Annotated in this window: 14 protein-coding genes; 4 read left to right on the top strand and 10 right to left on the bottom strand. The window is 33.0% G+C overall.

Features of this window, described 5'->3' with window-relative positions; translation table 11 throughout:
* Positions 1-426: 426 nt before the first annotated feature.
* The 3 genes from PI23P_RS09705 to PI23P_RS09695 form a co-directional block, all read right to left on the bottom strand.
* Entirely contained in the window at positions 427-810 is a 384-nt protein-coding gene (locus tag PI23P_RS09705) for a DUF3037 domain-containing protein (protein ID WP_004570651.1), read from the bottom strand.
* Positions 800-1,579: a HipA family kinase gene (locus PI23P_RS09700; protein ID WP_004570650.1), complete on the bottom strand. Its 780-nt coding sequence runs from the start codon at positions 1,577-1,579 to the stop codon at positions 800-802. Before PI23P_RS09700 ends, PI23P_RS09705 begins: the two co-directional genes overlap by 11 nt.
* A gap of 72 nt (positions 1,580-1,651) precedes the next feature.
* Positions 1,652-2,011, bottom strand: a complete 360-nt coding sequence (locus tag PI23P_RS09695) for a helix-turn-helix domain-containing protein (RefSeq protein ID WP_004570649.1) — start codon at positions 2,009-2,011, stop codon at positions 1,652-1,654.
* 306 nt (positions 2,012-2,317) lie between these two features.
* Between PI23P_RS09695 and PI23P_RS09690 the strand changes: the two genes are divergently transcribed.
* The 4 genes from PI23P_RS09690 (at position 2,318) to PI23P_RS12420 (ending at position 5,308) form a co-directional block, all read left to right on the top strand.
* Positions 2,318-3,418 carry a M14 family metallopeptidase gene (locus PI23P_RS09690; protein WP_238300014.1) on the top strand — a complete coding sequence of 367 codons (1,101 nt, stop codon included), beginning with the start codon at positions 2,318-2,320 and terminating at the stop codon, positions 3,416-3,418.
* An 83-nt stretch (positions 3,419-3,501) separates the two neighbouring features.
* Positions 3,502-3,981: an Lrp/AsnC family transcriptional regulator gene (locus PI23P_RS09685; protein ID WP_004570647.1), complete on the top strand. Its 480-nt coding sequence runs from the start codon at positions 3,502-3,504 to the stop codon at positions 3,979-3,981.
* A 129-nt stretch (positions 3,982-4,110) separates the two neighbouring features.
* Positions 4,111-5,115 (top strand): NADP-dependent oxidoreductase, encoded by a 1,005-nt coding sequence (locus PI23P_RS09680; RefSeq protein WP_004570646.1) that lies wholly within the window; start codon positions 4,111-4,113, stop codon positions 5,113-5,115.
* 7 nt (positions 5,116-5,122) lie between these two features.
* Entirely contained in the window at positions 5,123-5,308 is a 186-nt protein-coding gene (locus PI23P_RS12420) for a CPXCG motif-containing cysteine-rich protein (RefSeq protein ID WP_081439190.1), read from the top strand.
* Positions 5,309-5,405: 97 nt separating this feature from the next.
* On the opposite strand, the gene PI23P_RS09675 is transcribed toward PI23P_RS12420, so the two are convergent.
* The 7 genes from PI23P_RS09675 to PI23P_RS09645 form a co-directional block, all read right to left on the bottom strand.
* Positions 5,406-6,110: a pseudouridine synthase gene (locus PI23P_RS09675; protein WP_004570645.1), complete on the bottom strand. Its 705-nt coding sequence runs from the start codon at positions 6,108-6,110 to the stop codon at positions 5,406-5,408.
* 9 nt (positions 6,111-6,119) lie between these two features.
* A complete protein-coding gene (locus tag PI23P_RS09670; protein ID WP_004570644.1) occupies positions 6,120-7,340 on the bottom strand; it encodes a multidrug effflux MFS transporter in 1,221 nt (406 codons plus the stop codon).
* Positions 7,341-8,233: 893 nt separating this feature from the next.
* Entirely contained in the window at positions 8,234-9,145 is a 912-nt protein-coding gene (locus tag PI23P_RS09665) for a bifunctional metallophosphatase/5'-nucleotidase (protein WP_004570643.1), read from the bottom strand.
* Position 9,146: 1 nt separating this feature from the next.
* Positions 9,147-9,893, bottom strand: a complete 747-nt coding sequence (locus tag PI23P_RS09660; RefSeq protein WP_004570642.1) for a 5'-nucleotidase C-terminal domain-containing protein — start codon at positions 9,891-9,893, stop codon at positions 9,147-9,149.
* A 42-nt stretch (positions 9,894-9,935) separates the two neighbouring features.
* A complete protein-coding gene (locus tag PI23P_RS09655) occupies positions 9,936-10,373 on the bottom strand; it encodes a hypothetical protein (protein ID WP_004570641.1) in 438 nt (145 codons plus the stop codon).
* Complete coding sequence (locus PI23P_RS09650) at positions 10,363-11,574, bottom strand: ABC transporter permease (RefSeq protein ID WP_004570640.1); 1,212 nt, start codon at positions 11,572-11,574, stop codon at positions 10,363-10,365. The genes PI23P_RS09655 and PI23P_RS09650 overlap by 11 nt, the downstream gene beginning before the upstream one ends.
* Entirely contained in the window at positions 11,571-12,200 is a 630-nt protein-coding gene (locus tag PI23P_RS09645) for an ABC transporter ATP-binding protein (RefSeq protein WP_026288373.1), read from the bottom strand. The genes PI23P_RS09650 and PI23P_RS09645 overlap by 4 nt, the downstream gene beginning before the upstream one ends.
* Positions 12,201-12,216 lie beyond the last annotated feature (16 nt).

The raw sequence follows: 12,216 nt of genomic DNA, 5'->3' as shown, positions 1-12,216 counted from the left end.
AAAAGCTTTTCAGTAAAAAGTTGAAGAGTGCAGAGCGCATGCGTGCAAGAATTGACAATGGGGATCACTTTGTCTCAACATCAATATCTCTTATAGATATGCTGTTCTTTTTGTTTTCATTTCACGCATGTTGTTTCCATTTAAAAGAAAAAACAGCATTTAAGTGTCAGTACCGTAAAGCTCCTTTTCAAGTGATAAAAAGGAAATACATCAAGACAAGAGATTTTAACATGCAGTTATAAACGAATTAGGAAAAGCCATCTCCAACTTCTTTTACAACATCGCTCTGTTTTGCACAGCATTTTTTAGGGGCTATTTTAAACAGTTAGATTTTTTATAATAAAGATTGCGCATTGGTAGCCACTTAAAAAGAAGCGTTTAGCAATGCGGTAAGTGCTTCAAAGAGTTCGTTGAAAGCATTGGCTGCTACAACACATACTTTTCAAAAATATCACGCAACTCCGCTTCAGGATTTTCACACAATCCAGGATGTGTTTTAGAACTTTGGATAATCGTACTTCTGCAAGCTGCTAGCCATCTAAAGCGATCTGAGATTTCTAAGGCTCCAATTTTTCCTCCAGCAGCATTTCCATCGCTAATTAATTTCCAGGCATCTAAATAAGCATTTAAAACAGCAATTTCTATTTCGGGAGCAAAGGCTGCTAACTTTTGCGCATCAATATGATATTGTATGCCCAAGAATTTTTTCCGTTTCGAAAATAGGAGCACCCCGATATTGAAGAACTCCTCGCGTTCTACTTTAGGAACGAGTCTAATAATTGCATATTCAAATGTATGTTTATTTTGCATCTTCCGCTTCTTTAACAAATAGATCCAACATCGAAAGTTTTGTGCTTAAAAAAGTAATGTATGCAGTTCTTATTTCTCCGGGACTGAATACATCCTCTTCACTCAACAACCAATCTTCAGGAATATTCGCAACAATTTCTGTAATAACAGCGATGTGAATGCTTTTTTTAATCTCTTCTGAAGCTTGTAATAAGTGGGTCGCTTTTGGTAAAAGTACGTGGTCTTTTACCAAGGGGAAACTTCGTTTCAAATGCGTCTCCCAAGTTGGCCAATTATGATGAAAATACAAACTTGCACCATTGTCAATAATCCAAAGTTCTTTCTTCCAAATGAGTAGGTTTGTATTTTTAGCTGTTCTGTCAATATTACTAATCAAGCAGTCTAAGAGCACCACTTTGGAAGCTGTGAGGGGATCCAACTCGGAAACCAAAGGATCATAGGTAATGGCACTTGATAAAAAATGCAATCCCAAATTTAAACCGACACTAAATTTTAGTAAATCTTGAATTTCTTCATCAGGCTCTGTTTTGCTAAAAGAAGCATCTAAGTTCATAAAGACCAATTCTGGCACTTTTAAATGCATGGCTCGCGCCAATTCTCCACCAATAAATTCTGCTATTAATGCTTTTTTTCCCTGTCCTGCTCCTCTGAATTTAAGCACGTACAAAAAGCCATCATCTGCTTTTACAATTGCAGGTAGGGAACCACCCTCTCGCAAAGGCTGTATATATTGAACAACATTTACTGTTCTTATATCCATTGTTTTCATAGGTACTAAAATATAGTATTTAAAGAAATCTAAGTTGAAAAAGAAATTTTGTTTTGAAGTTAATTTTTAAGCTTACTTCTGATATTCTTCAAAAGTGCCATCCTCATAAAAAATAACAATATTTTTTATTTTTTTACCAGGCTCCGCGATTTCTGAATTGATTAGGGTGGGATTCATCTGCGCATTCTTTTGTTTTGAAACACTCACTTTGGGGAAAGATCCCTTCCCTTTTAACAACCAATTAATATCTACCTCTTGTAATTCTGTAGTGATCTTTAAAATAAAATCTAAACTAGGTTTGTTTCTGCCCGACAAGATATGTGAAATACTAGACCGTTGCACTCCTACCTTATCTGCAAAGCTAGACGCAGAAAATTGATAGTATTCTATCACTTCTTTTAGTCTGTTCGTGAAATCTGCACTGTTTATCATTGTAACTTATTGATTATTTACAAATGTAAACCTTATCTTTTTAGCTGCAAAATTAATTCTTATTATAATTTAAAATTACGTGTATGAATATAAACCAAAGGTTTAAGTAACACACGTAAAGTGATCAATTAAAGTGTTTTAATCACCCATTATAGTATATATTGATGAAAGCGTATTTGTACAAAAGCCTGTGTTGAAGGCAAACTACAGGTGTATACATATGTAACCGATCTATTGGGTTTACTTGTTTACAAATGTGAAATACTTTGATTTTACATTTGTAAACAATTTAGTTTGATTACAAATGTGATTCTATTATTTTTACGTCCTTATTTAGAAGCCCAAGATATGAATGCACTTGAAGTCGATTTTTTAGAGACCCTTTATAACAAGGAAAAAGAAACTTCCTTAAACGGAAAATGGATTTGCTTAAAGGATATTAAAGACATACTTCAAAAACATGCCATTGCTTTTGAACTGCTCCAAATCGGAACTTCAGAACAAGAAAGACCTATTTATCAATTGAAAATTGGTGCTGGAAAAAAAAAGGTTTTGTTGTGGTCTCAAATGCATGGAAATGAAAGTACGGGGACAAAAGCGCTATTTGATCTTTTTAATTGTTTTTTAAATGGTAAGGAAAAAGAGATTGCAGCCATTTTAGAAATGTGTACGTTGGTTTTTATTCCGATGTTAAATCCAGATGGCGCAGAAGTCTATACACGAGTTAATGGAAATAACGTGGATTTGAATCGAGATGCTGTGAATTTAATAGCAAAAGAAAGCAAGATTCTAAGGAAGGTTTTGGAAGGGTTCAAGCCTGATTTTTGTTTCAACTTACACGATCAGCGGACTATTTTTAACGTTGAAAACACTAAAAATCCTGCGACCATATCTTTTTTAGCACCATCCGAAGAATCCACGCGAGCACTTACAGCTGGAAGAAAGCAAACGATGAATGTTATTATTTCTATGAACGCCGTGTTGCAAAAAATAATTCCCAACTGTGTTGGAAGGTATACAGACGAATTTTACCCAACAGCGACAGGAGATACTTTTCAAAAGTTAGGATACAATACGATTTTAATTGAGTCTGGACACTATCCTGAAGACTATGGGCGTGAAATCTCAAGGAAATTTACTTTTTTCGCCATACTTCAAGGCTTGTTTTACGTCGCCAAAACGGAAGATTTTAACAGCTACGAAGCATATTTTGAGATCCCTAATAATGCCGCTCTTTTTTATGACGTTATTCACCGGTTTCCAAATTCTCAAAAAGATGTTGCATATCAGTTTAAGGAGGAAATTATCAACGCTGTTTTAGTTTCAAAATTGCAAAAATCAGAAGAAAAAAGCCTAAAAGGGATGTTTGGACACCACGAAATCGTTTTCGAAAGCCATGTTCTTTAAATATTTCTCATATTTTTCATTGTTTAATTAAATTAAAAGTATATTTTAGCCAAAAAAATTGTATAATTTATAAAAAATGAAAAATGAAAAAATTTACGCTCGATGAGATTGATCATCAAATTTTAGACATTTTAATTGAGAACGCTAGAACACCATTTACGGATATTGCAAAGCAATTGTTAGTCTCCGCAGGAACCATTCATGTGCGAGTAAAGAAGATGGAAGATGAAGGTATTATCCAAGGCTCTACACTGACCTTAAATTACGAAAAAATGGGCTATTCGTTCATAGCGCATGTTGGCATCTATTTAGAAAAAACATCGATGACCCAAGGTGTGATTGAAAACCTAAGAAAGATATCAAACGTAACCGTGGCCTATGTGACTGCTGGCAAATATAATATTTTTTGTAAAGTTAGAGCAAAAGGCACCAATGATGCAAAAGATATCATTTATGAGATCGATGACATTCCTGGTGTGAACAGAACAGAAACCATGATTGCTTTAGAAGAAAGTATCAATGACAAAAAGAGAATGATGCATGCAATTTTCAAGGAATTGTAAAATATAAAATGTAGCACAATTTTAAAAAACCTTTATCCTTAAAATGATAAAGGTTTTTTTATGAATTTTATTATTGAAGTTCCATTAAGTTGTAGAATAACCTTATTTTTAATCCTTATTAGTTAGCGTATGAAGAACAAACAAATTATTTTAAAAAAGAGGCCTGTCGGTTTTCCAGATGCCAATACTTGGGAATTAGAAACACAAACGGTTCCTGAGTTGGAAGAGGGAGAAATTTTGATAGCACATCATTATATTTCTTTAGACCCTGCGATGCGGGGCTGGATGAATGACACGAAATCCTATATTCCTCCAGTAGCCCTGAATCATGTAATGCGTGCTGGAGCTATTGGAAAAGTAATTCAAAACAATAATAATCCTAAGTTTGAAATTGGAGATTGCGTTACAAGTTGGGGAGGTGTCCAACAGTTTTCAATATCGAATGGAGATGGTTGGTATAAAGTTGATGAAAAATTAGCCTCCATGCCCGTGTACCTCGGAACTTTAGGGATGCCAGGAATGACTGCTTACTTTGGAATTTTAGAAGTAGGTAAAATAAAAGCAGGGGATATTGTTTTGGTTTCGGGAGCTGCGGGCGCTGTAGGTGCTATTGTTGGTCAGATTGCAAAAATAAAAGGATGCACTGTTATTGGAATTGCAGGAGGAAAAGAGAAATGTGACGCGCTTGTAAACGAGTTGGGTTTTGACGCGGCAATTGATTACAAAACAGAAAATATATATTCGGCGTTAAAAAAGAAATGTCCGAAAGGGATTGATGTGTTTTTTGACAATGTGGGAGGCGTCATTTTAGATGCTGCTTTAAGCAAATTAAGAATGCATGCAAAAGTTGTTATTTGTGGAGCAATTTCGCAATATAACAACAAGCATAAAATCAATGGACCCAGTAATTATTTATCTTTGCTCGTGACAAGGTCAACCATGCAAGGTATGGTTGTTATGGATTATACCAAAGATTTTGGAATTGCTGCAAAGCAAATGGGAATTTGGATGCAAGAAGGCAAGTTAAAATCCAAAGAGGACGTGTATGAAGGTATTGAGAACTTTCAAGAAACATACAACCGGCTTTTTTCTGGAGAAAAAAACGGGAAATTAGTATTAAAAGTAATAGAATAATAGCAGAATGGAACAAGAACACTTTTTTCAATGCCCACACTGTTGGGAAGATATCTCAATGGTGCTGGATGCCAGTATACGCGAACAGACCTATATTGAAGATTGCGAAGTATGCTGCAATCCTATTGAAATAACATCTACTTTCGAGGATGGTGAATTGATAGGATTTCGATCAGAATCTATCGAGCAGTAGATTGACGTAAAAAATAAAAGATTATACTTTTAGGTGGCTGAACGCTAAAACATACCAAAACGCTTGCGTCCATGAAAATTGGACGTGAGCGTTTCTGTTATATAAGTGGGTTCTCCCAAGAAAACTCTTGGAATAAAGAGGTCCAATCTGCAGGAAAATTGGCTTTTAAGACGAGGTTTTCTTTAGAAAAAGGGTGTTGAAATTCTAATTTGCCTGCGTGTAAAAATAAATTATTCCAGCCAAATTTTTCTGCATACATCAGGTCGTGATTTTTGTCACCATACTTAGAATCTCCAATTAAAGGGTGGCTAATTTTAAGTGTGTGCAGTCTCAATTGGTGTGTTCTACCTGATTTTGGTTTCAATTCAACCAAACTATACCGCGAAGAGTCGTAGGGTTTTACCGGAATGTCTAAGGTTCTCTGCGCCAAAGTTTTCAAATGTGTCAATGCTTCTCTATACACGCTGGCATCGCGCCCTTTTACCGGAGAATCTATGATTTTTTCTTCAGGAGAAAAACCTCGAACCACGCCATAATACGTTTTATCAATTGTATTTTCTGTAAACAAAGCCTGAAATTCAGAAACATAGGTTGTTTCCTTTGCCAAAAGAATGATGCCCGATGTTTTTCTATCCAAACGATGAATTGGATATACTTTGAGGCCTTTTACCTCTAATATCCATTGTAAAAGAGACCGCTCATCGGCAACACTTCTCGAATGGTAGGCATGGTGAACGACTATATTATTTGGTTTGCACACGCACATAACATAGGCGTCTTCAAAAATTATTTCTAAATGCATCTGTTGAGTTTAAGATCTGTTTGTTTTCGAAAGTTCGCGCGCATTTGAAAAATGCAAATACTGAATTAAAGCAATGGCCATGCTGCCACAAACAAAAAAACCAATGAATAGTGGCAGGGCGGTAGTCTTTATAAAACTCCCGATAAAAGTAGCAATCGGAACTGCCATAATGGTAGATACAAAACCATTGATTGCGGCACCAATGCCTGCAATATGTCCTATGGGTTCCATCGCCAGAGCGCGTGTATTTCCGAATAAAAAACCAATGGCAAAAAACTGTAACCAAAAGAAAATGATGAGAATTACAATACTGGGATTGGGTTTTCCATAATACAAGCCGATATAAACAATCGGAACGAGTGTAAAAACAATCGCAAAAATACGCACTAGTTTAAACATCCCTAATTTTAAAACCAAGGTGCCATTCAAAAAGGTAGCAAAGCCTACGCCAACGGCAAGACCGGCAAAAATAAATGGAAACTCTTCTTTTAAATTGTACTGCTCTTCAAAGATAAGTTGACTCGCACTTAAGTAGACCATAAAAGAACCGGTAATAAAACCAGAAAATAAGGTAAAGACAATGGCATTTTTATGTTTGATAAATTCTTTAACACCAGAGACAAAAAGCGCAAATTTAAAGGCTCTTTTGTTTTCTGGTTTTAGAGTTTCAGGTTGTCTTTTCCAAAACCAAAGCATTACAAACACACCAAAAAATAACTGACTGTAAAAAATAGATTTCCAGCCGTACAGATCGAGCATTATTTTTCCTAGGGCAGGCGCTATAATGGGGACAAGTATAAAAATAACGACGACAAAAGACATTACTTTTGCCATGTAATTGCCACTAAAACGGTCTCTTATCATTGCAATACTAATCGTTCTAGGTGCCGAAAGACCGATTCCCTGCAAAATCCTTCCCGCAATCATCATTTCGAGACTGGTTGCGAAAATGCAAACTAAACTTGCCACAGCAAAAACAATAAATCCTAGAAAGATAGCAGGTTTCCGTCCAAAGCTGTCCGATAGCGGCCCTGAAATTAGCTGACCAAATCCCAAGCCTAAAAAGATCATGGTAATCAATAACTGATTGTTTTGAGAATCCGTAACACCAATCGTATCGCTAATATCTGTAAGTGCAGGTAACAATGCATCTATGGATAAGGATACGAGAGACATAAGGGATGCCATGATTACAATAAACTCAAATTCAGATTTCTGCCTAATTGCCATCTGGTAAAAGTAGTTTTTTAAGGAGGAACTCTATTTAAGATTGAACGTTATTTTAGGTCCAAACACATTTAATAAAAAGAGGACAATTCGATGTTATTTGTGAAGAGTGCTTGTTTGGAAAAGAAGGGTTCCAAAACTATGATTGCGGGTAAATAAGAGCTTCTATAAAACCTATTTAACATAATATAAATTATAGTACAGATTCACTTCGTAAATTGGATAGCTATAATTCTATATTATGTAAAATATCCCAGAAAGTCTTGAAAGCTAAATAAACATTGGTTTGGGGGTGTTTTAACATTCGTCAACAAGTATTAATTATAATTCCGTAGAATCTCTTATTTGGTATTATTCAATAACATTTTTTAAATACGTTATTCTAAAAAACATTCGAACTATAATAATTTGTAGCTATAATTCGCCATTATGTTAAATTGCCTCTTGCCAAAAACACTCGATTGCTTTTTAAAAATAATTATGCTACGCAATAATTTTTTTAAACACAATTTTCCAACGCTTGCAGCCGCACAAAAGCTAAACTTTAGAATTCTTCATAATTTGTTATTTCAATTAAAATTCTGCTGTAATTTTTTTCCAATAACATTTGGGGCAACTTTCCACAAGAGCATAAATTTTATGAAATCGAGTTTTTACGAGATTCACGAACTCCTTTAAAAGCGTAAGAATTAATTAATAAAGTGAGTAAAAATAAAATTCTATGCACTTGTTCTATTTTGGACTATTAATGAACCTTCTTTTGTTTAGTATTTATAATGTTATGTTAAATAGGTAATAAACATTATTACTATTAATCTTTCATTATTATCTATTTTTCTTGATAAAAAAAAGAAACAAAAAAATCAAGGCTTCACATATAAAAAGCTAGTATTAAATCAAACTAAGATTGTAGTTCCTTTTGAAGTTTTATTATTTTGTTCATCAAAATAAAAATCTATTCGACCTAAGTTTAAACCATAAGCCCCAACTTGATTTACAAGTGTGTTTTTTCCATCAATATTTTTTACAATAGTTGGTTTTGGTAAAAATGTATGTGTATGGCCTCCAATAATTAAATCAATATTTTTAGTGATTTTTGCTAAACTTAAATCAGATATTTTGTTTGGATTTCTTTTATAATTATAGCCCAAATGCGATAAGCAGATAATTAAATCGCACTTTTCTACGTTTTTTAATTGATGAGTAATGTCTTGCGTAATTTCTACAGGATTTAAATAACCAGTTTCTTTGTACATGTTTTTGCTTACCAAACCTTCTAACTCAATACCTAATCCAAAAATTCCAATTTTAATATCATCTTTAATCATAATTTTATACGGTTTTATGTGTGTATCTAAAACCGTGTTTTTAAAGTCGTAATTTGCAGAAACAAAATCGAATTTTGCATTGGGCAATTGGGTGTATAAACATTCAATAGAATTGTCAAAATCGTGATTCCCAATAGTAGCAACATCATATTTAAGTAAACTCATCAACTTAAACTCCAACTCGCCACCAAAATAATTAAAATAAGGAGTTCCTTGAAAAATATCGCCAGCATCTAATAGTAACGTATTTTTATTTTCTTGTCGAATTTGCTCAATTAAAGTAGCTCTTCTTGCAACTCCTCCTCTATTTGGGTTTCTACTGTCATTTTCCTTAAAAGGTTCTATATGGCTGTGTGTGTCATTGGTATGTAAAATGGTAATATGGCGTTTTTGCTGAGCAATAAATGAGGGCAACGTAAAACCACCAACCACTGCCAATACAGATGCGCCACCAAGTTTAACAAAATTTCTTCTTTTCATCTTATTGAATTTTTACACGATTATCAATGGAAACTCTTAAGGTATCTGTTTTTTTAAAATAACCAATCACAGCATCTCTTACTTTATAATTGAGGTTTGTTAATTTCTTCGGATTCTTAAAGAAATCCATTCCATCGCCACCAGTTTGTAAATAATCGGATGTTAAAACATTGTATGTTTTATTTTTATTGAATTTTTCGCCATTTATTTTTAAATCGAAACAATCATCTTTTATTAATAAATTTATATTTTCTGATAAAGGATGAGCACTTTGTTTGTCAATAAAATATTTGATCAATGCTACAACTTTAGCGCTTGTTAATTCCACCACAACTAGCTCATTATCAAAAGGCATCAATTTAAAAGCATTTTCTGTGGTTACATTTCCTGCATCAATGGATGCACGCAAACCACCACTATTAAACAATGCAAAATCAATAGATGCATTTGTTTTTTCTTTGAACATTGGGTTGGCAATATCAACACATAAATCTGCCATTAAATTGCCTAAAGTACTTTGCAGACCGATGTTTTCTTTGGTTAGATCATTGGCTGTATAAGTTAAAACACTTTCCATTTCGCCTATTAGCTTTTCTTTATAAGGAGCAATAAAGTTCTCAATTTTTGATGATGCAACAATTGTAGAGTCAATTACAATATTTTTTGCAGTAATTTTTGTAACACTTTTTTCTGTGTTTTTGCAAGAAGCAAATAACAGCAACAGACAAATAAAATGGATTTGTTTCATTAAGTTGATATTAACTGGTAATTATAAAATATAAAATTAGCTTTATTCATGCAATATTCCTTTGCAATCTGTAAGTATATAATTAAAATGTTCCACATCATCTTGATTTAATTTTAGTGTTCCTGTTATACTAACAATATCATCTGTTTTAAAGTTTTGTTTATTTATAAATACAAGTTCTATTGCTGATTCTGGACCTCCTTGACCACAAAAATAACATGATGCCATTGGTCCTTTAGAGAGCATGTATATATTTTCTTTAGCTACAACATCTAAAAAATAACCTTTAATTGTTATTTGCTTCCCTTCTAAAGCTTTTATCGAGGTTGAAAACGTAGGGTACATAAAATAATCATCATATTCTGAAAAATATGTATCTGTAAACTTTATTTTTGACAAGTCTTGCCAAGTAACATTTTGTTGACTGAAACAGAACGAACAAACGAATAGAAAAATTAAATAAACACCTTTATTTCTCATTGCTTAAAATTGTTGATATGTTCATTTTTATGATTGGATATATAGCTAATGAAACGGATACAATGACCATCATTAAAATTAGGGCTCCTATTTGCAATACATCTTGAAAAAGCGACTCTTGAAGCATGTTTTGTTGATCGTTATATTCCATAAAATGAAACATAAAACCTAACCCTATTTTTAGTAGTAAAAACCCAAGTAAGAATGAAGAAAAGGCTACGATCAATCCTTCATAAAAAACCATTTTCATCAATTGAAAATTACTTGCTCCATAAGTTCGTAAAATAGCCAAATCAAAAGCACGTTCTTTAACCATTTTATAAAGACTTATAAATATTGTAATACAAGAAATTACAAGAATTAAATAAGCTATCAAAGAAATAGTTTTAAAGCCAATACTTGTATTTTCATACAATTTATGTAACTCGTATTTAGGCAAGGAAGCTTGCATATTAGTTCGCTTGTTAATACGCCTAAGAAATGGCAACAGTCCTCTTGGGCTTTTAAAATTAATTAATAGTGATGTTATTTCTTTTTCACCATGTCTTTTGTTATCATCATGTCTTTCATAATTTACTTCCCCACCGTGATCATGCACATACCATACACTTTCTAAATTAGTAACGATTAAGCGGTCTATTACTTTTTGTGTAGGTTTTAAAATACCCACTACAATTAACAAATCATCGTGTTCTTCAATACTATTTTCTACTAATCCGTGAGAACTTAATAGGGTATCTCCTATTTTAAGGTTTAATTTTCGAGCTACAGAATTCCCTAAAATTACTTCCATCGCATTTTCAACAGGGTGTCCTTTTTCTAACTCACCGTCATAAAGAGCAATATATTCGGGGGTTGTTCCTACAATTCTAAAACCTTTATAATTATCGCCATAAGAAATTGGAACGGCAAACTTAATAAGAGGGTTTTTGCTTATTTTAAGTGCTTCATTGTATGAAATATTCCCTGTGGGATTGTCTAAATGTAATACCGAAGCCAAAACAAGCTGTAATGGACTTCCTTTAGCACCAACCACTACATCTATCTTACCTAAATTGTTTTCTATTTGATTTTCAAAAGACCTTTTTAATTGTTGAATTCCCAAAAGCAAAGCTATACTTATGGATAATATAAAAACACTTAAAAAAGTGTATAATGGTTTAGATTTTATGTTTTGTATGCTAATAATCCAAATATTCATAATGTAATTGAATTTTGGAAAAATGATTTGATTCTATGGTCATGCGTAATCACTATTAAATTGGCATTGGTTTGTTTCGCCTGATTTTTCAGCAATTTAATAACAATTTTACAGTTTTTATCATCTAAACTTGAAGTTGGTTCATCAGCTAAAAGAACTTTTGGATTATGTATAACGGATAATGCAATTCCTAATCGTTGCAATTGCCCTTCACTAAGCTCGCTAATTTTATTTTTTTTAAGTTCAGACAGGCCCAATTGTTTTAATACGATTTCAATCTTTTTATTGTGTACAAGAGCATTACTAAACAAAAGACGTGCTTTTAAATTATTAAACACGTTTAAAGATACTATAGCGTGTTTTTTTTGAAAAACAAGCCCTATGTTTTTACCTCTAAATTTATCCAGTTTGTTACTTTTTAAAGCATTTAAATCTGTATTATCAATAAATACATTTCCTGTAACTGGTTTTAATAAACCCGCCAAAAGATGTAAAAGTGTTGTTTTTCCAATACCTGACTCTCCTAAAATGAGTAAATTTTTTCCTTTCTCTAAAGCGATATTTGGAAAACTTAAAATAGCCCCTCTTTTTTTATATTGATAGGTAAGATTCTCTGTTTGTATCATTCTAAATTTTATAAAA

Origin of the sequence: Polaribacter irgensii 23-P, assembly GCF_000153225.1 — a bacterium.
GTDB classification, from domain to species: Bacteria; Bacteroidota; Bacteroidia; order Flavobacteriales; family Flavobacteriaceae; genus Polaribacter; species Polaribacter irgensii.
Note: the sequence above shows the minus strand (reverse complement) of the source record. Positions and strands in the feature narration are given on the sequence as shown.